Annotated in this window: 20 protein-coding genes; 13 read left to right on the top strand and 7 right to left on the bottom strand. The window is 58.3% G+C overall.

Features of this window, described 5'->3' with window-relative positions; translation table 11 throughout:
- Nucleotides 1-19 precede the first annotated feature (19 nt).
- The 6 genes from AC13D2_RS05620 to AC13D2_RS05595 are packed head-to-tail and all read left to right on the top strand — an operon-like array spanning nucleotide 20 to nucleotide 4921.
- Entirely contained in the window at nucleotides 20-1717 is a 1698-nt protein-coding gene (locus AC13D2_RS05620; RefSeq protein WP_482938329.1) for a diguanylate cyclase, read from the top strand.
- An 11-nt stretch (nucleotides 1718-1728) separates the two neighbouring features.
- Nucleotides 1729-2874, top strand: a complete 1146-nt coding sequence (locus AC13D2_RS05615) for a response regulator (RefSeq protein WP_292048614.1) — start codon at nucleotides 1729-1731, stop codon at nucleotides 2872-2874.
- Nucleotides 2867-3262 carry a response regulator gene (locus tag AC13D2_RS05610; RefSeq protein WP_300495066.1) on the top strand — a complete coding sequence of 132 codons (396 nt, stop codon included), beginning with the start codon at nucleotides 2867-2869 and terminating at the stop codon, nucleotides 3260-3262. Before AC13D2_RS05615 ends, AC13D2_RS05610 begins: the two co-directional genes overlap by 8 nt.
- Before the next feature lie 2 nt (nucleotides 3263-3264).
- A complete protein-coding gene (locus AC13D2_RS05605; protein ID WP_292048612.1) occupies nucleotides 3265-3585 on the top strand; it encodes a DUF2288 domain-containing protein in 321 nt (106 codons plus the stop codon).
- 18 nt (nucleotides 3586-3603) lie between these two features.
- Entirely contained in the window at nucleotides 3604-3975 is a 372-nt protein-coding gene (locus AC13D2_RS05600) for a PA4575 family protein (protein WP_292048611.1), read from the top strand.
- A gap of 34 nt (nucleotides 3976-4009) precedes the next feature.
- The gene (locus AC13D2_RS05595) at nucleotides 4010-4921 is read left to right on the top strand and encodes a LysO family transporter (protein ID WP_300495063.1); all 912 of its coding nucleotides are present in this window, start codon (nucleotides 4010-4012) and stop codon (nucleotides 4919-4921) included.
- Between the two features lie 4 nt (nucleotides 4922-4925).
- Here AC13D2_RS05595 and AC13D2_RS05590 read toward each other — a convergent pair whose 3' ends face one another.
- Together AC13D2_RS05590 and AC13D2_RS05585 are read right to left on the bottom strand one after the other, a co-directional pair.
- Nucleotides 4926-6134, bottom strand: coding sequence for a cyclic di-GMP phosphodiesterase (locus AC13D2_RS05590; protein ID WP_482938328.1), 1209 nt, complete (start codon nucleotides 6132-6134; stop codon nucleotides 4926-4928).
- Nucleotides 6131-6940 (bottom strand): TatD family hydrolase, encoded by an 810-nt coding sequence (locus AC13D2_RS05585; protein ID WP_482938327.1) that lies wholly within the window; start codon nucleotides 6938-6940, stop codon nucleotides 6131-6133. The genes AC13D2_RS05590 and AC13D2_RS05585 overlap by 4 nt, the downstream gene beginning before the upstream one ends.
- Before the next feature lie 118 nt (nucleotides 6941-7058).
- Between AC13D2_RS05585 and AC13D2_RS05580 the strand changes: the two genes are divergently transcribed.
- Both AC13D2_RS05580 and AC13D2_RS05575 read left to right on the top strand, forming a co-directional pair.
- Complete coding sequence (locus tag AC13D2_RS05580; RefSeq protein ID WP_292048608.1) at nucleotides 7059-8330, top strand: D-amino acid dehydrogenase; 1272 nt, start codon at nucleotides 7059-7061, stop codon at nucleotides 8328-8330.
- Complete coding sequence (locus AC13D2_RS05575; protein WP_292048607.1) at nucleotides 8327-9574, top strand: methyltransferase; 1248 nt, start codon at nucleotides 8327-8329, stop codon at nucleotides 9572-9574. The genes AC13D2_RS05580 and AC13D2_RS05575 overlap by 4 nt, the downstream gene beginning before the upstream one ends.
- Nucleotides 9575-9579: 5 nt before the next feature.
- Here AC13D2_RS05575 and AC13D2_RS05570 read toward each other — a convergent pair whose 3' ends face one another.
- From AC13D2_RS05570 to AC13D2_RS05560, 3 genes are all read right to left on the bottom strand, one after another.
- Nucleotides 9580-10053 carry a hypothetical protein gene (locus AC13D2_RS05570; RefSeq protein ID WP_292048646.1) on the bottom strand — a complete coding sequence of 158 codons (474 nt, stop codon included), beginning with the start codon at nucleotides 10051-10053 and terminating at the stop codon, nucleotides 9580-9582.
- A 141-nt stretch (nucleotides 10054-10194) separates the two neighbouring features.
- Complete coding sequence (locus AC13D2_RS05565) at nucleotides 10195-11403, bottom strand: OmpA family protein (protein WP_292048606.1); 1209 nt, start codon at nucleotides 11401-11403, stop codon at nucleotides 10195-10197.
- Nucleotides 11404-11550: 147 nt separating this feature from the next.
- The gene (locus AC13D2_RS05560) at nucleotides 11551-13881 is read right to left on the bottom strand and encodes an ATP-dependent helicase (protein ID WP_482938326.1); all 2331 of its coding nucleotides are present in this window, start codon (nucleotides 13879-13881) and stop codon (nucleotides 11551-11553) included.
- Between the two features lie 185 nt (nucleotides 13882-14066).
- Here AC13D2_RS05560 and AC13D2_RS05555 point away from each other — a divergent pair, with 185 nt between their 5' ends.
- The 3 genes from AC13D2_RS05555 (at nucleotide 14067) to AC13D2_RS05545 (ending at nucleotide 17362) form a co-directional block, all read left to right on the top strand.
- A complete protein-coding gene (locus tag AC13D2_RS05555) occupies nucleotides 14067-14447 on the top strand; it encodes a DUF2237 family protein (protein WP_041336370.1) in 381 nt (126 codons plus the stop codon).
- 4 nt (nucleotides 14448-14451) lie between these two features.
- Nucleotides 14452-16593, top strand: a complete 2142-nt coding sequence (locus AC13D2_RS05550; RefSeq protein ID WP_292048604.1) for a tRNA(Met) cytidine acetyltransferase TmcA — start codon at nucleotides 14452-14454, stop codon at nucleotides 16591-16593.
- 73 nt (nucleotides 16594-16666) lie between these two features.
- Complete coding sequence (locus tag AC13D2_RS05545; protein ID WP_292048603.1) at nucleotides 16667-17362, top strand: ankyrin repeat domain-containing protein; 696 nt, start codon at nucleotides 16667-16669, stop codon at nucleotides 17360-17362.
- Nucleotides 17363-17380: 18 nt separating this feature from the next.
- Here AC13D2_RS05545 and AC13D2_RS05540 read toward each other — a convergent pair whose 3' ends face one another.
- Nucleotides 17381-18484 (bottom strand): enoyl-CoA hydratase/isomerase family protein, encoded by a 1104-nt coding sequence (locus tag AC13D2_RS05540; RefSeq protein WP_292048602.1) that lies wholly within the window; start codon nucleotides 18482-18484, stop codon nucleotides 17381-17383.
- 195 nt (nucleotides 18485-18679) lie between these two features.
- On the opposite strand from AC13D2_RS05540, the gene AC13D2_RS05535 reads away from it, so the two are divergent.
- Entirely contained in the window at nucleotides 18680-19018 is a 339-nt protein-coding gene (locus tag AC13D2_RS05535) for a c-type cytochrome (protein WP_300495038.1), read from the top strand.
- A gap of 12 nt (nucleotides 19019-19030) precedes the next feature.
- Here AC13D2_RS05535 and ppnN read toward each other — a convergent pair whose 3' ends face one another.
- The gene (ppnN, locus tag AC13D2_RS05530; RefSeq protein WP_482938325.1) at nucleotides 19031-20425 is read right to left on the bottom strand and encodes a nucleotide 5'-monophosphate nucleosidase PpnN; all 1395 of its coding nucleotides are present in this window, start codon (nucleotides 20423-20425) and stop codon (nucleotides 19031-19033) included.
- Nucleotides 20426-20586: 161 nt separating this feature from the next.
- On the opposite strand from ppnN, the gene thiI reads away from it, so the two are divergent.
- Nucleotides 20587-22041 (top strand): tRNA uracil 4-sulfurtransferase ThiI, encoded by a 1455-nt coding sequence (thiI, locus tag AC13D2_RS05525; protein ID WP_482938324.1) that lies wholly within the window; start codon nucleotides 20587-20589, stop codon nucleotides 22039-22041.
- Nucleotides 22042-22043: the final 2 nt, after the last annotated feature.

Here is a 22043-nt window from a genome sequence, read left to right as displayed (position 1 = left end):
TCGAGGCGCTAGATCTCTTATGGGTAAAGATCCAACAACGGATATTGCGGATAAACTCGCCCACTTGCGCCTGAGTTTTCGCGGCAAGGCGGAGGGTGAACTCGATCAGTTGAGCGAAGTTGCTTCGAAGGTTACCGGGGGGAATCAGAAGCAGCGCCTGTTGCGTGAAGATGTGATGTCGGCCTACCAGCTACTTCATCGTCTGGCCGGTTCTGCGGGAACCTTCGGTTACACCATGTTGGGGGCGGAGGCCCGTAGGCTGGAACAACGCCTTAAGCCATTGACTGAACAAGACGCCAGCAATGGCGATACCAAGCTGGTTGTTTCCGCTGAGGAACGTCAAAAAACTGTAGACACGCTTGTGCAGGCTGGGCGATTGCGTGCTCTGCTGGATGAACCCGTGGTGCCTGCCATCCCTAGCGCGAGCAATTCTGAGTGGTTGAAGGGTAATCATGGCCTGCCAGTCTCTGATATTCATGTTGTTCTGTGCGGGCTGTCAGAGGGGTCGCAGGTCTTTCTCGAGTACGCCCTCTCAAACTACGGTTTTTCAGTATCGCGCCAGGAGGTCACCGCTCTGTCGTTCAGCCAGGCGCATCTGATGTCAATGGTCGTGACCGGTGAAGACAGGCTTTCCGACGTATCCTCGGCGCTTGATTCGCTTTTTGGAGGAGATGAGTCACTGAAGCCTCCGCTGATTTGCGTGGGAAACAGCGACGACTTCCGCGCCCGGTATGTCTTGGCCGATAAAGGTGCGGATGCACTGTTTCATGAGCCAATTGATATAACCATGCTGGCGGAAGGTATTGAACGTCTGGTCAGCGAACAGAGCAGGACAGTCTCCGGGAAAATCCTGATCCTGGATGACGATGAAGACCTGGCTGAGCACTATCGGGCGGTTTTGGAGGCTGCTGGCTTTATCGTTCGCGCTATCAGTGATCCGGAAACGGTTCTGTCTGAACTCTCGGAATTCTTCCCGGACATAATGCTGCTGGATGTTCGTATGGGTGCCTATTCCGGGCCGACGGTGGCAAAGCTGATACGCTTTGACCCGGAATGGGTAAGCCTGCCGATCATTTATCTTTCGTCCGAGCAGGATAAGCAGGTTCAGCTCGACGCTATGGCAAAAGGCGCTGATGAGTTCCTGACCAAGCCCATGTCCGACAGCCATCTGGTACGTGCCGCTCAGATTCGCTGTTACCGCGCCCGTCAACTCAACGAGTTATTGATACGGGACAGCCTTACAGGCCTGCTGAAACACTCATTTATCAAGCAGGAGGTAGAGAAGGAGCACGCCCGTTGCAAGCGACTGTCGCACTGCTCGGTCGTTGCTATGCTTGATCTGGATCATTTCAAAAAGGTGAATGATCAGCATGGCCACCGAACAGGTGACGTTGTCATTAAGGCGCTTGCCAGTCTGCTCAAGCGGCGCTTGCGCTCAACTGACCTGATCGGACGATACGGCGGGGAGGAATTTGTGGTGGTATTGCCAGAGTGTACAACGCAGGAAGGGCAGTCGGTAATGAACCAGATCTGCCATGCGTTTTCGGATCAGCTATTCACCAATAATGGAGTAAGTTTGTCGGTCACCCTCAGTGTCGGTATTGCATCGCTGAGTTCTTTTGGGTCTGGCAGCGATGCGCTCAATGCAGCGGATCAGGCCCTTTACGAGCGAAAGGAAGCGGGCCGTAACGGAGTAACCATTTTTCATCAGGGATGAGGCGTAACGTAATGAAAGCACTGATTCTGGACGATGACTCCCTGTTGGCCGATCTGATGGAGACCGTGGTTGGTGGGCTTTATCCCGGGGTCGACATTTTTGTAACGGCGTCTGTCAGGAGTGCCCTGATGCATTGGTCAGAACACGGCTCAGACCTGATGATTATTGATTGGAATTTACCGGATGGTTCCGGCCTTGAGGTTGTTCGGACGGTTCGCGAGAAAAGCAGAGAGACGATCATTGTCATGGTCTCCGGTCGGGCTGACCGGGACTCCGTTCTGAAAGCCGCACGTCACGGTATCAATGGTTATATCAGCAAACCCTTTGATGTGGCGATGGTGCACGATAGGCTGACCGCTCTGATGGATCCAGCAGCCCTTGATCGGGAGTCGCGACCCGATCTGGAGCACCTGCTGCAGATCTCGGTAGAATCCGTTATTCAACTGCCTTCCGCCATTGATACGGCCCAGGTTATCGAGTTGATGGAACGGAAACAGGATCTCTCCCCATCGCAACTCGCGGAGCGATGGAATGACGAGGTTGCACTGACAACCCGTCTGCTTGATGTGGCCAACAGCGCCTCGTTTCAGAAGACCGGTGAGCCGGTCCGCAGTTTGCGTGACGCGATTGCAACCATGGGTGTGGATATGGCCCTGCGGCACGCTATGGCCATGTCGCTGGATATCAGCGGCCATTTGCGGGATTCCCGTTTGGCGGGAAAAGCGACAGCCTTTCTCGAAACCGCCGAAAAGGTGGCCCAGGAAGCCGTGCGAATTGCACTGCGGGTTGGGAGCGATCAATCCGAGGTGCATATGGCGGCCCTGCTCAGCCGGGTAGGCGAACTGGCGGTGCTCAAGGTAATGCAGCAATGTCTGGATCGCAAAGGCCTGGTTTCGGATGAGCAGATTGAGGACGGATTAAAGGCCTGGGCTCAGAATTATGGGAATCGTCTCAAAGTGCAGTGGCACCTGCCTTTGCAATTGAGGGAGCTGATTGGCGCTGTCCATTTTCTGCCGCGTGAAGTCACGAGCGAGTCGAAACTGGTTATGCGTGCTTCCGCCTTGATAGCGGACGGGCAGAATCAAGGCGAGGAATGTTTGCGCTTGCTGCGCAGACTGGGGGTGGAAAACCATGATAGGGGGTCTGACGATGGCTAACCCGGTTGGAGAGCTTCACCGAATTCTTTACGTGGAAGACGACGCCGACATTAGGGCTGTGGCGGAATTGGCACTGGAAACCGTTGGGGGATTTTCAGTAAAGAGCTGCAGCTCCGGTCAGGAGGCGCTTATTGAAGGGCCGGATTTTGAGCCCGAACTGATTCTGCTGGATGTTATGATGCCGGGGATGGATGGCCCGACTACGTTTCAGGCGTTACGGGAAATTCCGGCATTGAGCGCGACACCTGTGGTGTTCATGACCGCTAAGGTGCAAACTGAAGAGGTGGCGTTCTACAGGGAATTGGGAGCGGTTGACGTGATACCCAAACCGTTCGATCCCATGACTCTTGCCGATCAGATACGTGAAATATGGACGTCCAAGGTGTGAACATGGTTACGAAAGAATCGCCAGAGGAACTCAAGCGCAAACTGAATCTGGAAACGTCCCGGATCAACTGGCATGACCTGCAGGTTTATTATGCCCGTGGCCATGTCGTGAAGGTGGTCCCGGAGCTGGACCTGCTGGATGTAGCGGCTGAGCTCTCTGCGGACAACAAGACCCAGTTTGAGCGTTGGTTGGCCGACAACAAAGTGGGCGACGTTGCTCCGGATCTTGCCCGCCACTGGTATGACGAAAACTCGGAACTCTGGGCAGTGGTGATTGCGCCCTGGGTGCTGGTGCAGGACAGGTCCGGGCATGTACTTCACTGATTATCCTGGAATCAGGTCGTGAAACTGCACTACTTTCATGGGCGTGGCCCTTTACGGGCATTGGTTATGGTACGGGAACAGCGCCGGGTTGAGCTTTTCATCAAACCCGTCGGTGAGGACATCTGGGCATTGGTGGCACTCAGCGGCGCGGTGGACGGCCAACCGGAGAAACACCGCTGCCAGGGCCCCTATCGTTCCATTGCCCAGGCTGAAGCGGTGCTGCGCAGTGTCGCGGGTGCGCTGATGGGACAGGATTACCAACCCCAGCCCAACGACTATGTAGTCTGGTCAGTGATGGCCCAGCGCCTGGCGCGCACCATCCGTACCGATCGCGATGCCAGTGCCGGTAAGTTCCATTTTGATCCCGATCAGTACGAACCTATCGGCTGATCTTTCCCACCCATACACATTTTCCGAGGACTTCATGCTGACCGGCGCACTGCTGATCCTGGCACCGCTTTTCCTGGGTTTTGCCCTGGCGCTCGAGAACCGCCATCTGATGACGGCCATTCACTACGGCGTTGAGGGGCTGGTGTATTTTATCCTGGCACTCTTGGGACTGAGCCTCGGGCAGATGGAGGGTGTTGGCGGGCAGTTGGCCAACATGGCATCCCAGGTCGCGGTGCTCGTGATGGTGCTGTTTGTGGCTAACATGGTGGGGCTGTGGTTGTTTCATCGCTGGCAGCCTATGGCAGCGCGGGAGGATCACGTGGACCAGCCTCGTGGCTACCGCCGCCTGTTCCTGGCAGGGTTGAAGCCACTGTTGGCGGTTGTGGTGGGTGGTTTGGCCGGTTTCTACTGGTTGCCGGATCTGCCCATGGCCGAAGACGTGGCGACCTGGTCGTTAATGTTGCTGCTGTTTCTGATTGGCCTGCAACTGCGCAATGCCGGCCTGTCCCTTCGTAGGCTGCTGCTCAACCGGCAGGGACTGGGTATTGCGTTGGCGATGGCCGGCAGCTCTCTGCTCGCCGGTTTTGCAATGGTACCGTTACTGGATGCTGCCTGGCATGAGTCATTGGCACTGGCGTCCGGGTTCGGCTGGTATTCCTTGTCCGGTATAGTGATTGGCGATGCTCTGGGGCCCTCCTGGGGCGGTGTCGCCTTTCTCAATGACGTGATCCGGGAGATTATTGCGCTTGCGATCATCCCACTGTTGATTGGCCAGCGGCCGGCCATGGCCATTGGCTATGGCGGTGCGACTGCCATGGACTTCACTCTGCCGGTGATCCGCAGCAGTGGTGGCCTGGACTGCGTGCCCGTGGCCATTGCCTCGGGGTTTATCCTGTCGTTCCTGTCTCCCATCCTGATGGCGGTGTTTCTGTCCATGGGAGGATAATGTTTCAGACCAGGAATTTTCTGACGTCGATTTTGTAGTCTTCCGGGTCCACTGAACTCAGAATCCGATCCTGGGTACCCGGTTCGGCCAGATCCAGGGTGTCGACGGTGATGGGCATGCGAAAGCGGGTGTTGTACATCACCCGCAGTATGGGCAATCGCTGGTCCTCGTCGTTGGTCTCGATGACGACGCCGAGACGCCCGCTTTCCAGAAGTACCAGCGAACCAATGGGGTAGAGTCCCACACAACGAATAAACTCTGTTACCAGCCCTGCATCCAGATGGGTTCCGCTCCATTCCAGCAGTTTTTTGAGGCCCTGGGTTGGGGTCATGCCTTTATGATAGACGCGGTCGGAGGTGATGGCATCGTAGACGTCGGTAATGGCAACCATGCGGCCGTATACGGAGATTTCATCGCCTCTCAGGCCTTCGGGATAGCCGCTGCCATCCAGGTGTTCGTGGTGCTCAGCGGCAGTCATGATGGTCAGTTCGCCAATGCCCTCGGTGGATTTTAGAATGTCCCGTGAGTGCCGGGCATGGGCCTTCATGACTTCGAATTCCTCCGGCGTCAACCGTCCCGGTTTGTGGAGAATGTCGTCCGGCGTGAGGATTTTGCCGATGTCATGGAGCAGTGCACCAACGATGGTCTGGTGCAGTGCGTCCGGAGGAAGTTTACGGTAGTTGCCAAACAGGGACATCAACACGCTGAGATTGACCGAGTGCTCCAGTAGGTAGTTGTCCTTCTCGCGGATACGGCCCAGGCAACTGAGGGCATTGGCGTTGCGCAAGATAGAGCTCTGGAGTTCGTCGGCCAACTGCTGAATGGGGGCTATGTCGATGGCTCCGCCAAGCTTCACGTTATTCATCAGATTGCCTACCAGCCCCTGGGCCTGGTTGTGCACCTGCTGGGCGAACACCATTTCCTCGGCAACCGCTACCCGTTTGAAAACGCCGGGCAGCTGCTCACCAGCGCGCTGAAGCGCGGACTCGTTGCGGCGATCGACCTCATGGGCCGGTTCCGAATCCTGGGAATCCAGGCCCTTGGAGACATCGATGTAGACGTAATTCACTCCCATCCGGCGGATTTTTTCAACAGTGTCCTCTTTTTTGATCACGCCGCGACGGCGCTGAGTGTTGTGAGGAATCCAGTCGTTGTTCAGGTCGGTGATGTACATGCCGACCTTGAGTGCCGAGACGGGGATGCGTTTGATCATTGCCGCTGGAAGAACGTTCTCAGACTGTTGTCATAGGTTGTAGCCAGTACATTCTCCAACGGTAGTTGTTTCACCTCGGCGATTTTCTCGGCCACAAACGGTATGTAGAAGGGCGCGTTTTCCTTGCCGCGATAAGGAACCGGGGTCAGGAACGGAGAATCCGTTTCCAGCAGGATCTGTCCAATGGGCGCCATGCGTACTATGTCACGCACATTTTCCGCTTTGTTAAACGTGGTGATGCCGTTAAAACCCAGGCACCAGCCTTCGTCCAGTGCGTATTGCGCCAGTCCGGGGCCGGAGGTGAAACTGTGGATCACGCCACGTTGCTTAAGAGTACCTTCGAACTCCTTCAGGATGTCGATGGTGTCGTCATCGGCCTCGCGGCTGTGGATGACCACGGGCCGGTCGGTGTCACAGGCGATCTGCAACTGGCGGCGGAACACGTCACGCTGAACGTCCCGGTCCGCGTTGTCGTAAAAGTAGTCCAGACCAATCTCGCCCACGGCGACGATCTTGTCATCGCCAGCGTGCGCGCGGATTTCCGCCTCGGCGGCGTCTGTGTATTTTTCGGCATCATGGGGATGGACCCCTTGCGTGCCATACACCCAGGGTGCTGTCTGACTCAGTTCACGCACGGTAGCCAGGTTGTCTGGTGACACGGCGATGGTGATCACGCGCTCGATATTGACCCGCTGCGCTTCCGCCAGGGTTTCCGCCAGGGGGCGATCCTTGAGGTAATCCAGATGGCAGTGGGTTTCAATAATCGGTTGATCGAAAACGGGAATGTCGCGACGTTTCTTGCTCATTGTCGGTTACTTCACTCCATCGCAACCAAAGCGTTGGCTGCTATCCTGAGAACTTTGTCACAGTAGTTTATCAGCTTGTTCGATTGTTGACCTACATTGCTGTCATAGGGAGAAGTACATGCACATCATTGTTGTTGGTGCCGGCGTTGTTGGCGTAACCACGGCGTACGAGCTGCAAAGCCGGGGTCATCAGGTAACCGTGCTGGAGCGTCACAGCACAGCGGGGAATGAAACCAGCAGGGGCAACGCTGCGCAGCGTTCCTACGGCGTGGTCTATCCATGGGCGGACCCGTCCATGGTGTTGAAGGCCATACCCTGGCTGTTCAAGAAAGACGGACCGCTGAAAATGTCAGTACCGCCGTCCATGGAAACGTTGCGTTTCATGTTCGCAACGCTGCGCTACGCCTGGTCGCCTGGCCTGTTTGGCCTGAACAAGCGTGCCATGATACGCCTTGGTATTCATAGCCGTGAACGCTTCCTGGCCCTTGAAAAGGCGCTTGATCTGCCGTTCGACGGCGGCCACCAGGGTCTGCTTCACCTCGCCAGCACCCCGGAGACCCTGGAAAGCTACCGCGAAACCCAACGGTTGCTCGACGAACTGGGCATCCCCTCCCGACTGCTCACTCCCGAACAGGTTCGCGAAGCCGAGCCCGGCATGGTCGGGGATGGCCCGCTCTATGGCGCCCTGAGCTATGACACGGATGGCACCGGTGATTGTCATCTGTTTTCCCGTGAGCTGGCCAAGGCCTGCGAAACCAAGGGGGTGCAGTTCCGCTACAACACGGAAACCGAACATTTGGTGGCAGATGATCGGCGGGTAACGGGGGTGACCATCCGCAAGGACGATGGCACATCGGAAACCCTTGAGGCTGACGCCGTGGTTATCAGTGCTGGTTGCTGGTCGGGGCACCTTACCCGCCCCCTGGGGCTTGAATTGCCGATCTACCCGGTGAAGGGCTATAGCTTTACGGTGCCCTTGAAAGACCCTGGCCGCGCACCGGTGTCGACCATCCACGATGACAACTACAAAGTGGTCTCGACCCGTCTGGGTGAGAGGCTACGCGCCTCCGGCTTTGTGGAATTGGACGACTTCAACCGCGATATTCCGGAAGCCCGGCTGGCCACCATTCGAAAGTCCGTGGAATCCCGTTTTCCCGGCTGCGCCGATCTGGAGTCCGCCGAAACCTGGACCGGTTTTCGCCCCATGACTCCGGACGGCCCTGCCATCATTGGTCGCGGCCCCCGGGAGAACCTGTTTCTCAATACCGGGCACGGCACCTTTGGCTGGACCCTGTCGGCGGGCAGTGCTTCGGTGATTTCCCAGTTGATTGATGGGGAAGCGCCTTCGGTGTGTCTGGATGCGTTTCGGCCTGGGCGGTTTACCGAATGACGATACCTCCGGCGGCGGGGTTACACCACGGCGCTGACACTTTTTACCGGCGCTGGCAGCGCTTGAACGATTGGCTGGCGCAGCATCGCGAGTTCTGGCAACCGACGCCATTCGCCGATCCGAGCCCGGCCTGGGCGAAGAACTGGCCGGCATTGGCGGGTCGGGTTGCCCGGCTCTCCGACAGCGACTGTGAGCAATGGGACGATGATCCAGTCGCGCTGGCAGAGTGGTTGGCCAGGGAGTTGCCATCTCTACGGGACGTCGTCGAACTGACCGACAATCCGCCGCTTGCCGCTGAATCCGCCGATCAGAACACCTTGCCTGAGGTCCGGGCGACGGATATGCCTGGCCGTAAGCGGCTTCAGGCCGGTGCATTTGCAAGTGCTATCCATCCCCTGAAGCACAACGTGCTGGACTGGTGTTGCGGCAAGGGCCATCTGGCCAGAACCCTGGCGCCCCTGTGCCAGGGCGATGTAACCGGGTTTGAATGGAGCGCGACCCTGGTAGACGACGGCAACCGCCTGGCCCGAAAGTTCGGGGATGCGGTTACCCTGCAGTGCCAGGATGTCATGGCCGATAACCTGACGATGCCTACCGACGTTCACGGTGTTGCCCTGCACGCCTGTGGCGACCTTCATCGCAGGTTGATGCATAAGGTGGCTGGCGAGGGCCTGCCAAGGGTGAGCGTTTCACCATGCTGCTATCACCTGACGGAAGCGTTGGCCTACCAGCCTCTTTCCAAGCGCGTTCGGGCTGCGAAGAACGGTCTGGAGCTGACCCGCAACGAGCTGCGACTGGCCGTCAGGGAAACCGTGACCGCACCGAAACGTGTGCGGGAGCAAACCCGCAGGGTCAGTTGTTGGCGCCTTGGGTTCGATGGTCTTCAAAGACAGCTTCGAGGCGTGGATGCCTACCTGCCGGTGCCGTCGCACCCGTCGCGACTGACGAACGGCGATTTTGCCACCTTCTGTCGCTGGGCTGCCGGCAATCGGGGGCTGGAAATGCCCGCGGACACAGACTTTGGTGTTTGGGAACGTCATGGCGAGCGGCGACTGCAGGAAGTGCGTCGCCACGAGCTTGTGCGCCACCTGTTCCGGCGGCCACTGGAACTGTGGGTGGTGCTGGATTATTCAATGTTTCTTGAGGAACAGGGCTATGACGTTCGGCTGGGGACCTTCTGCGAGCGTCAGCTGACCCCCCGCAATCTGCTGATCGACGCCACAAAGAGGACTCCGGCCAGCTAGAGTGCTCAGGGCTTTCGGTACACCACGTTTTCCACACAGCCGTCCCGGAAATACACGTAGGTCAGTTCATACAGCGCGCCATAGTATTTCGTCTGGTATACCCAGGTTTCCTGGGGTGTGGGGTAAGTTTCCGGAGGTCGCCCGAACGCTTTCAGAACATGCTCCTTGGTCATGCCTTTCACCACCTGTTCCCGTACCAGATAGCGCCTCAGGTCGGTGGAGTTAATGAAGCGGCAGGTGTCGCCGGTCGACTTCTGTGTGCTCTTTTCCGGTTCTTCCACTGTTTCATCAGGCTTGGGTGACGGAGGGAGATTCTGGCCAAAATTGCCGCCAATCCGGTTGTCACGGATGGTGATTTCCTTGGAGTCCTCCCCGCAGGGTTGGTCCGAAAAGCGAGTATCACCACCGGCATCGCATCGGTAAACCTGGGGCCACGCAGCAGCGGGTATACCCCAAGTGAGAATAAAGACGAACAACATTCGCTTCACAGTATTCTCTCGCGAGCATGAAATTAAGGGCGCCTGTCCGCCTATAAAAAAGGCGCCCGAAGGCGCCTTTCCGTTGAGCTGATCTGCACAGGACGTCTGTACAGGAACTCTTTACAGGAACAACGTCGACGTTTAACGGCGAACCTGAATACGAGCCTCAACCCGACGGTTCTCAGCGCGGCCAGCAGCGGTCTCGTTACTGGCAACCGGCTCGGACTCGCCGTAACCCACGGCATTCACACGATCCTCACTGATGCCCAGGGCATCGGTCAGCCGGGTGGCAACCGCTTCAGCGCGGCGCTGGGACAGGAAGCGGTTGTATTCCGCCTCGCCAATGCTGTCACTGTGACCGGCGATTTCCACATCGGTTTCCGGATATTCGAGCATGAAATTGGCAACCTGACGAATTTCGTTATCGAAGGCGTTGCCAATCACCGAACTGTTGGTCGGGAACTGTACGTTCAGTTCGATGGTCTCGACGGTTTCTGTCACGCCTTCACAACCCATGGCGTCCACGTCTGCGCCTGCGGTCGTGCCTGGGCACTGGTCTGCGCTGTTAACCACGCCATCGTTGTCGCTGTCCAGTTCACAACCACGGCTGTTCACACTGGCGCCCGCCGGTGTGTTGGGGCACTGGTCGGCGCTGTTGGCAACGCCGTCACCGTCGCTGTCACGCTCGCAGCCATTGCTGTCGACGCTGACGCCCGCAGGTGTTCCGGCACACTGGTCGCGGCTATCGGGCACACCGTCGTTGTCACTGTCTGCGGCTTTGCGCGGTGAAGGCTTCGAGTCTGCGACAGTGCGAGAGAAGGCAAAGCTCAGGCCCAAAGTTGCCTGGGTATCGAAGGTGCTCTCATCGATACCATGAAACTCACGCAGGTCGGCTCGAATAGAAACGCTGTCACTGACGTTGTAACGAAAGCCCGCCCCGACGTTGACTCGCGTTTCATCGTGATTGGAACCAGCGGTCTGGTAGCTCAGCACATCGTCGCCGAAGTCAGCGTGACCGGCGCCGGCCGAGACGTACGGATTCCAGGCTTCATCCTGGCCGGCAAAGTAATAGAGGCCGTCCAGTCGAACTTCTTCAAAGTCGCTGCTGCCATTCACGTACTTACGATCGGCATCGGCCCTGGAATATACGCCTTCCACGGCCCAGTTGGGGTGGAAGCGAAACTCCGCGCCAATGCCCAGCGTTCCGGTTTCACTCAGGTCGCGCTTGTCGTCAAAAAGCTGGAAGCCGGCAAACGGGTTCAGATAGATCGTTTGCTCGCGTTCGGCGAGTGCGGGTGTTGTCAGGGATGTCGTCAGAGCCGCGATGGCCAGTGGACGCATGATGTTCATGCAGAACCTCCTGTTCAATTATCGTTTTTAAGTTACTCATGCCGTACTTTCGCATAAAGCATTGCTGCAGCGTACTTACGTGAAATTTAAGTTAAAGGATTCAAAAAAAACAGAAAAAGAGAGGCAGGGTTACGTCCGCAATTATACTCAGTCCCTTGACGACATGGCTGTAAAATACAGGTGGGCACTTTTCTTGCTGAAATTCAGGGTATCACCGTTGTCGAAAGCCACTTCGAAGGAACGCTCGTCCTCCCCCGTCACTGAGCCCGGACCGAAGATGGCATGACTGAGGCGGGTTCTTGCCCAGAGTGGTGTCGTCTCTTCGGTCGTTGCTGCCACACTTGTCTGTAGTGTGACGCCTTGAAGACGTGCATAGCGAAGACCGGTCGGGGTCAGTGGCACGGTTGCCGTCAATGCGTCAGCGCTTTCGTTAGCATGCTCGTCCAGCCAATGACCAAACTCCCGGGATAAAGGAAAACACAGCTCGTCCATAAACCGGCTCGGCCCCTGGTCGCCGTCAAGATGCCGTTTTTCACTGAACGGGCGGGTAATCAGATGGAGTTGATTCCGGGTGCGGGTCATGGCCACGTAAAGCAGGCGGCGTTCACTCTCCAGGAAGGCCTTGGGATCGTTCTGGGCTCGCGGGCTATAGGGCAGGTATTTCTCCTGCAGTCCCGGCAGTATAACGGTCGACCACTCTAGGCCCTTGGTACGGTGGATGGTGGAGAGCAAGGCGCCGCCCTGGCGATTTTCGCCTGCCTGTTTCTTTAGCGCCTTCAGGTGTTCCAGTGCGCCGTCAATGCTGACATCGAGTCCCGATAGGTACAGCCGGAAGCCGCGGATAGTCTCGATGCGTTCGTCCGCGGTTTCATGGGTCAGTGCCAGGCTGCGAATGCCCTCGTAGAGTTCGGTTTCCTCCGCATAGCGGGAAATCAGGTCTGCCACTGAGCCTTTAAAGCGCTCCAGCTGTGCCAATGTTTCCCCCAGCTTGCGGAGCTTTTTGGCCGCCATGGGGGCCAGGGCATCGAAATCCATGGCCAGTAGCCGTTCGTGCCAGCCGTCGCCGAACCCAGCCAGGAAACGGGCCAGCTGTTCGAGTTCGGGCTCCTTGAGGCCAACATGGGGGAAGCGCAGTATTTGCCGGGCAATATCAAGCCGGTCGTCGTCCGGCAGGTTGCGAATACGCCCCGACACTGCCATCAGCAGGCTGGTAATGGCCTGAACCTCGCGGCTGAACAGGGCACCTTTGCCGGCGTCGATGCGATAGGGCACCTGGCGGGCAAGCAGTTTTAATTCGATGGGAACACTCTGGCTCCACACTCTGAACAGGATCGCTGTGTTACCAAGGGCATCATCGTCCATGGGTTGCAGCAGTTTCAGAACGGTATCGCTGTCATTGTCGTGCTGGTGCAGAGTGATCCCTGTCGCCGGTGTGGTCGGGTGGGAATGACAAAGCACATCCTTGCGACCGGTGTTGTGGCAGATCAGATGATTGGCCAGCAGCGCCACCTGGTGGCCATACCGGAAGGTATAGCTCAGGGTTTGCTCCAGCGGGCTTTCAAACTCTTCGCTGAAACGCTTGAGAATGAAATCGGGCCTGGCGCCCCGGAATTCGTAGATGGTCTGGTCGGGATCGCCCACCACGGTGACCCGTGCACGGTCGCCGGCCACGTATCGCAGCAACAGATGCTGGATTTCATTGGTGTCCTGATACTCGTCCACCAGTACCAGATCCATCTTGTTGCCGACCAGACGCTGTAAGGGCGGGTTCTGGTGGATGGCCATCACCGGTTCGTAGAGCATGTCAGCGTAGCTGATTCGGCTCTGGGATTTGCGCCACTGTTCAAAGCTGTGGAACAGGTCGATAAGGTAATGGTGCTTGTCGGAATAACCCAGTTCCTCGAAGACAATGTCCACCGGGGACAGGGTGGTTTTTACCAGATCGATGAAGTTAACGGCGGTTTCGACAAAGTCTTTCTTGTTACGGCGGATCTCGTCGGCCAGGTCCTCGGGCGCCAATCGCCGCGTAAGCTGCCAGGCCTGATAGCTGATTTCCTGGTCGGTGAGGATCTTGTCTGAGAATCCCGGAAGAAAACCTTCCCGCACGAACCGTTTGTACAGCCGTAGCCCCATTGCGTGGTAGGTGCGAATTTCAGGTGTCGCCAGGCCCAAATGACGTGTTACGTCCTGAAGTTTGTGCTCAAAATCCACCCGGGCGGCGCGATTGAACATCAACACCAGAATGCGGTCCGGGTCGTGCCCTTGCTCGAGCAGGTAGCGGATGCGCCAGGCTAGAGTGGACGTTTTTCCACTGCCCGCCACGGCGGTAATCACCGCATGCTCAAAACCTGCGGTGATGATGGCCCTTTGCTCGTCAGTGAGGTAATCGGGCAGGTTGGAGGTTTCAGGTATTTGGGGTGGGGGCGACATGCTGCGTATTGTACCCGGCGACTGGTAGTGCTGATACCAGTGCCGCATAATCCTGTTACTTTCGTGCACGGCATCTGGAGTAAATCGCTCATTGGGTGCCGGAGGGTTTGGATAGCCGCTCCCAAAACACGCTCAAGCACATCCATGTGGCGCTTGGGCTCCGCCATCCATGGCTCCGCACAGTTTTGGAAGCGGCTATCCAAACCCTCCCTCTGATTTTGGAGAATGATGTTATGGCTACAACTGCAGAACCGGTGAACGTGCTGGGTGAGAAGTTGGAAATTTGTGGTACGGATCCGGAAACCGGGTTTTATCGGGATGGGTGTTGCAACACTGGCCCGGATGACCTGGGGGCCCATGTTGTCTGTGCAGTCGTCACCGATGATTTTCTGGAATATTCCAGCGCCCAGGGTAACGATCTCAGCACGCCTCGGCCTGAGTTTGGCTTCCCGGGGTTGAAAGAGGGGGATTCCTGGTGCCTGTGTGCCTCCCGCTGGCAGGAGGCGTTTGAGGCCGATAGTGCGCCGCGTGTGAAGTTGCGTGCGACGCATCGTTCAGCGTTGAAGTATTCAAAGCTGGAAGATCTTAAGCGTCACTCCGTGGATTTGAGCTAAGTGAATGGCGGATCAAATCGGGCCTGATCTGGCCGGGTGGCAGGAACTGCAAGCCAGATTGCGGGCTGCCGGGCATCGGCGGTTGGTGGTTTTAGAAGGGGATCGCGCCGCCTCTCTCGCGTGGCTGGGGGAACTTCTTCCAGCGTTGTCGGTAGCGCCAGGAGTCTGGACTGGGCCGGTTGCGGATCAGCCGGAATCCTCGCTGGCATTGATCAAACCGGTCGAGGGACGTCGCTGGCTGGGACAGGAACTGGCTTGCGTGGTCTGGGATGGCTGGCGGGGGAATCCGCCGGACGGCTTTGCGGCGTTGTCGGGAACCCTTGCGGCCGGTGGTCTGTTTTTCTGGCTGATGCCGAAGCTGGAAGAGTGGGGCGGTTTCGACGATCCGGATTACCGGCGTACCGGGTTGGATGGAATCGATCGGCATCCGTTTGCGGCTCGTCTGGCCGGGGTTGTGGCCGGTGATCCTGATATTATTCGCATCAACCCGTCTGTTGACCCTCATCCGCCACTGCCAACGGTTGTACCACCCGGCGATGCCTTCCGGGTAGGCGCCACCGATGACCAGCGCGCGCTTGTGGAAGAGGTGGTTCGAACGGGGCTGGGGCGGCGTCGGCGACCGCTGGTGGTGACGGCGGATCGGGGGCGGGGTAAGTCTGCGGCACTGGGCCTGTCGGCGGTTCGTCTTCTGAATGAAGGGCGGCGGCGTGTGGTTGTGACGGCGCCGGGGCCGGATGCGGTGAAAACATTGTTTCACCACGCCCGCCTGGCCTGCGGGCAGACCTCTGATCCTGGCATGGGCACGGACAATGTTGCGGTGGGCGATCAGGGGCGGCTGGAATATTGGCCCCTGGATCGGCTGCTTGCCGAAAAGCCGGAGGCGGAGGTGGTGATGGTGGATGAAGCCGCCGCCGTGCCGGCAGACCTGCTCAAGCGGATACTGCTGGGTTGGCCAAGGGTGATTTATGCGTCCACGGTGCATGGTTATGAAGGTTCCGGTAGAGGCTTTGCCATCCGGTTTCGCTCGGTACTGGATGCTGAAACGCCTCACTGGCGCAATACATCGCTTACGTCGCCCATACGGTGGTCCGTCTCTGACCCCCTGGAACCGTTAACGCGGCGGATGTTTTTGCTGGATGCTCAGTCGCCATCCGTCAGTCATGACGATGTGAATATCGCCGTTGAACGCTGGAACCCGGGCACCGCAGAAGACAGTGAACTGGAGGAGGCCTTCGGTTTGTTGGTGGATGCCCACTACCGTACCTCTCCCGGTGACTTGCGCCAGTGGATGGACGACCCAGTTGCGGTGAGTTGGCGCCTGACGCGCGGAGGTGTTCTGGTCGGCGTGCTATGGGCGACGGTGGAAGGGGGGCTGGACAGCGAGCTTGCTGAGCAGGTCATGTTGGGCAAGCGCCGCTTGCGGGGACATCTTTTGCCCCAGTCCCTGGCGACCCACAGTGGATTTGCCGAAGCAGCCTGCCAGCGCCTGTTGCGCATCGTGCGGGTTGCCGTGAGTGCCGAGGTTCGCGGTGAGGGGGTGGGTCAGACACTGGTGGCGGCTGCGAATGATTATGCGTGCAAGCAGGGACTGGACGGTATCGGTACCAGTTTTGGCGGCAACGCCGGGCTGTTGTCGTTCTGGCAGCGGTGCGGGTTGGAATCAGTGCGGCTTGGCCTGAAGCGCGAAGCCAGCAGCGGCGAGTATCCCCTGCAGTTGCTTGCCGGGGTGTCTGCACAGGGTAAGGCGCTGACTGATCATTTACGTCGCAGGTTGACGGAGCACTGGCTCACCCTCGTACCGCGCAACTGGATGGACGCAGAGCCGGAGTTGATTCTGCGGATAACCTGCAGCCTTCCCGCTGGCAGACCGCTCAATAAGGATGACTTCAGGGACCTGCACAGTTTTGCCAACGGTCATCGTGGCTTCGATCTGGCCTTGCCGGTACTGAGGCGGCTGTCATTGCAGGCAGGCGTCGTCAACGGGATGACTGACGAACGTTCGCGCTCCCTCTGGGCCAGGGCGGTGCTACAGGGCTGGTCGTGGCCCGATCTGCAGGCAGACGGTGAATGCGTGGGCCGGGAGGCAGGCGAAGCGGAATTGCGCTCGTTGGTGGGCGATATTTTGCAGAACCGGCCGGACTTGTGAACCGCTCGCTTTCATTGCTGCCAGCGACTGACCAGAATACCCGCAAAAATAAATCAACAGAGACTGAATCACCATGGCCCAGGGAACCGGCACCATCCTCGTGAGATTTCTGGCCGTCCTGGTCGCAAGCGTGCTGATGACGGCGTGCGCGACAGGCACAGATCCATCCAATCTCGAACAGCGTCGCGCGTCGGTGGCGGATACGCCCTTGATGGCAGCGGTCGGCAACGGAAACCTCGAACGGACCAGGTCGCTTGCAGCCTCTGGCATGTCTTTGAACACACTGACCGAGGTCGGCACACCGCTCTCGGCGGCGGTCAGGGCGGGCGAGGACCGAATTGTATGGTTCCTGCTCAGCGAAGGTGCAGCGCCGGACCTGGCCACGGTGAGTGGCGTCACGCCCCTGATGATCGCCTCAGGGAATGGCCACCGGCGGATCGTGCAGCTGTTGTTATCGGCCGGCGCCCGCGTAAATGCATCGGACGCTGAGGGTACAACGCCGGTGATCCGTGCCGCCCGTAACGGTCATCTTTCCGTGGTGAAGGTGCTGTTGGCCGCCGGGGCGAACGTCAATGTGCATCAGGGCGGTCATTCGCTGCTGATGCACATTGTTGAGGGTGGGGACTTGCTGACCGCCGAGATGCTGCTGGCGGCGGGTGCAGACGTCAACTATCGCGGTAGCGATGGGCGAACGGCGCTGGATCTGGCGCGGGCCAGCAACAACCGGGATATCGAGATGTTGCTGATCCAGGCTGGCGCCCAGCTATGATGCGGTCTTGCGGCCCGTTCAGCGCAGTGCCATGGGGTCGTTGCTGTCGTCCAGTTCCGGCTCGAAGTGCTCTTCAACGACTGCGTCAGGCACGTCACTGACGCTCGGGAATGACCAGGCGGGCTTATGGTCCTTGTCGATCAGCCTGGCTCTGATACCTTCCCGCAAATCTGGTCGCTGGGTACAGCGGGCGGCCATGGTGTATTCCATCCGGAAGACGTCTTTCAGTGACATTTGCTGCGCCTTCTTTAGCTGGGTCCAGACCAGCCAGGCGGTGACCGGGCAACCGCTGCGCAGGTTATTCACGCAGCCTTGCCACCAGTCGCTGTCGATCTCCGCCGCCAGGAGATTTTCAACAATGGCCGGTAGCTCATCGCCTGCGCTGAGCCTGGCGATGTCCTGTTCATGCCGCGCCAGTTCACTGGTTGGCAGTGCCCTGTAGTCGGGATGCTCAAGTTGCTTGACGAGCCGGAACAGGCGGTTGTCATCCGCCGCTGATTCACCGGTCCAACGCTCCTCCTTCAACCGCTCGATCAATGATTCCACCTGATCGGGGAGGATGGCCATGTCAGCCAGGCCAACCCTCAACGCGTCAGAGACGTTCAGCCGGGCTCCGGTCAGGCCCATGAACAAACCGATGCGGCCTGGCAGCCGATTGAGGAACCAGCTTGCACCGACATCGGGAAACAGGCCTATGGTGATCTCCGGCATGGCCAATGTGACATCGGGCGTTACCAGGCGGTAGCGGCAGGCGGAGAAAATGCCAAGTCCACCGCCCATCACCACGCCGTGGCCAACGGCGATCACCGGCTTGGGGAAACAGTGGATGGTATAGTCCAGGCGATACTCACTGGCAAAGAATTCGGCCGGTGCGTCCGGGTTTTCGTCGCCGGACAGGGCGCCATAGAGTTCGCGGATATTGCCTCCCGCGCAGAACGCTCGTTCACCGGCGCCGCGGAAAACAACCAGGCTGATGTGGTCAGCTTCGGCCCACTGATCCAGTACGGCCTGGGTTTCGTGGATCATCGACGCGGACAGGGCGTTCAGGGTGGTCGGGGAATCCAGGGTGATCAAACCGATGTTGCCTTCCCTGCACGCGATTTCCTGAACCTGAATGGGCATGTCGACTTCTCCGCATCGAATGGGGTGATAAAAGGTGGCTACAGGTGATGGGAATAGTGACGTAAATGATGTCCGGCTACGTACGGTTTATTGATCCATCACATTTGTGCTTTGTTCCTGCTGTGCTATAAATTCGTGCAACTTGCGCACCGGCAGGGTCCTGTCGGGCTATAAAACGATGAGAGGGTAAAACCAATGAGACTGAAATACCACACCCTGGCCGCCGTGTTTGTGTTGGGGGCTGCCGCTCCCGCCGTTACCATGGCCGCTGGTGATGCTGAGGCCGGTAAAACCAAGGCCGCTGTGTGTGCAGCCTGCCATGGCAAGAATGGCATCGCTGCCATCCCGGGTTACCCCAACCTGGCGGGACAGAACGAGCAGTATCTGGTGTCTTCGCTCAAGGCGTACAAAAACAAGCAACGTAACGGTGGCCAGGCCGCCATCATGCAGGGCCAGGCGGCGGGCCTCAGTGATGAGGACATTGCCAACCTGGCGGCCTACTACGCAAGCCTTCCGGCGGATGGTGGGGAATAATCCCCATCATCGTCAGGATGTGGCGGGCGTTGCTTCGCTGACAATTCGGTAACTGGGTTCGTAAGCGCCCGAACCGGGCAGTTTCATACGGTCCTGGGCGACGAACTCTTTCAGCATCGCTTCCAGGGGGGCCAGTAGTTCAGGGTCGCCGGAGATTTCAAACGGCCCTTTGGCCTGCACGTGGCGTATGCCGCTTTCCTTGACGTTGCCGGCGACGATGCCACTGAACGCCTTGCGCAGATTGGCTGCAATCAGGTGAACTGGCTGGTGACGGTGTAGCTCCAGCGCCCGCATGCTTTTATGGGTGGGCTCAAAAGGCATTTGGAACACCGGGTCGATCCTCAGCATCCAGTTGAAGTAATAAGCGTCCTGCATGGCCCGGCGGAAGGTTTCCACGTCCTTCATACCCTGTTTCATGGTATGGGCAACTTTGTCCGGATCGTCAATGATGATCTCGTACTTGCTGGCAGCTTCGTCACCTAGTGCATTGCGAATGAACTGGTCGATCATCTCGAAGTATTCCGCATTTTCCTGTTGGCCGGTAAAGACGACCGGAAAGGGAAGGTCGGCATTGTCCGGGTGCAGCAGGATGCCCAGCAGATAGAGAATTTCCTCTGCCGTGCCGACACCACCGGGGAACACAATGACGCCGTGGCCTGTCCGAACGAAGGCTTCGAGGCGTTTCTCGATATCCGGCATGATCACCAGTTCGTTAACGATCGGGTTTGGCGCTTCGGCACCGATGATGCCCGGTTCCGTCAGGCCAATGTAGCGGCCGTTTTTCACCCGCTGTTTGGCGTGGCCAATGGTGGCGCCTTTCATTGGCCCTTTCATGGCGCCAGGGCCGCAACCGGTGCAAATACTCAATCCTCGCAAACCAAGCTGGTGGCCCACTTCCTTGCTGTACTGATATTCGCGCTCGTTGATGGAGTGACCACCCCAACATACCACCAGGTCCGGATGACGCCCTGCCTGCAGTACGCGGGCGTTACGGAGGATGTGGAAAATCAGGTTGGTGATGCCCTCAGGGTCGTCCCGGCGAAGACCGACCGCGGACTGGGGAATGGAGTAGGAATAGATGATATCCCGCAATACCGAAAACAGATGCTCGCGGATAGCGCGCAACATCTGACCGTCCACGAAGGCGTGGGCGGGCGCGTTGACCAATTCCAGTTTCAGGCCTCGAGGCTGCGGCACCAGGCGAACGTCGAAATCCGCATGGGCTTCCATCAGGGTTTTACAGTCATCGGTTTCAACGCCGGTGTTGAGCACGGCCAGGGCGCATTGCCGGAACAGCCGATAAAGCCCTCCTTCGCTTCGGTCTTTGAGCCGGTTGACTTCAAAGTTGGAGAGGATTTCCAGGCTGCCTTCTGGAGATACCAGGGCATTGATGGTGGATTCGGTCATGAACGGAAGAACTCCTGAATGTGCTGCGGGCCCTTGGCGATAGGGCGTTCCTTTTTGTTTCAGTATAGCGGGTCTCGGGAATGCCCGATTTTGAGGCAAACCGTGAAACCGTTACACTAAGCGCTTTACTGTAATTACGCTACCCGACAGACGTCCGATTTATGAAACTCCTTATACGCCCCGCCGCTGAAGTGGCCATCAAGAGTAAACCCGTTCGCCGGCAACAGATGCGGCACCTGCGGCAAAATATCCGCAAACTGCTGGCACGTCTGGACGATGATATTCACGTTGAGGGTTCCTGGGATCGGGTTGACGTGGCGATCCCTGACGGGCGTGGTCTGGCAGGCCCGGTGATTGATGAGTTGTGTCGCATTCCGGGTATTTCGACCATCCAGGAGATCGGTGTATTTCCCTGGATAAGTATGGACGACGTGGCGGAGCAGGCGGTGGCAGCGTATGCAGGCCGTATCCGCGGCAAAACATTTGCGGTTCGGGTCCGCCGACAGGGTAATCAAGAATTCCGCTCGATTGATCTGGAGCGTTTTGTTGGGGCCGCCCTTTTTGAAGCCTCCGAGCCCAAGGGCGTAAACCTTCGCAACCCGGATATTGAAGTGCGCCTTGAGGTCCACGAGGACCATTACCACATTGCCCACCGCAAACACCGTGGTGCTGGCGGCTACCCGTTGGGCGCGGTGGAAACGGTGATGACATTGGTGTCCGGTGGTTATGACTCCTCGGTGGCGGCCTACCTGATGATGCGTCGGGGGCTTCGCTCCCATTTCCTGTTTTTCAGTCTTGGCGGCCCCGCCCATGAAATTGGCGTGCGCCAGGTGGTGCATTATCTGTGGGATCGTTACGGCGCCTCCCACGGCGCCAAGTTCATTTCCGTACCCTTCGAAGGCGTAGTCGCTGAAATCATGCGTTCAGTCAACCAGCGCCACTGGGGGGTGGTACTCAAACGCCAGATGCTGAAAGCTGCTTCTGACATTGCGGCCGCCAATAACGCCGCTGGCCTGGTGACCGGTGATGCCGTGGCTCAGGTGTCCAGCCAGACTCTGTCAAACCTCAATGTGGTGGACCGGGCCAGTAACGAGGTGGTACTGCGGCCGCTGATTTCCATGGACAAGGAAACCATTATCAACATCGCCCGGGACATCGGTACCGAGCCGTTTGCTCGAACCATGCCGGAGTACTGCGGTGTGATTTCCCGTAAGCCGGCCACCCGTGCCAAGCTGCATCGGGTAGAGGAAGATGAGGCCGCTATGGACGCCCGCGTATTGGAGCAGGCCATCGCCAGCCGTCAGGACACACCGGTCAACCGCCTTCTGGAAACCACCCGGACGCCAGAAGAGGTGGAGCTTGTTCATACACCGGCTGTGGATGATGTGATTATTGACGTGCGCCACCCTTCGGAGGGGGAGCAGTCACCGCTGCAGCTCACCAGCAATCAGGTGATGGAGATACCGTTCTACGAGCTGAATGAGCGAATCCAGTCTATGCCGGACGACAAGCAGTACCTGCTGTACTGTGACCGCGGCACCATGAGCCGGATGCATGCCTGCCATCTGAAGGCCGAGGGGCACACCAATATCAAGGTGTACGCCCCGGCAAGTTGATG

This window comes from Marinobacter sp. B-12, assembly GCF_056857915.1.
The sequence above is the reverse complement of the archived record's forward strand: the minus strand, read 5'-3'. Positions and strand labels throughout refer to the sequence as shown.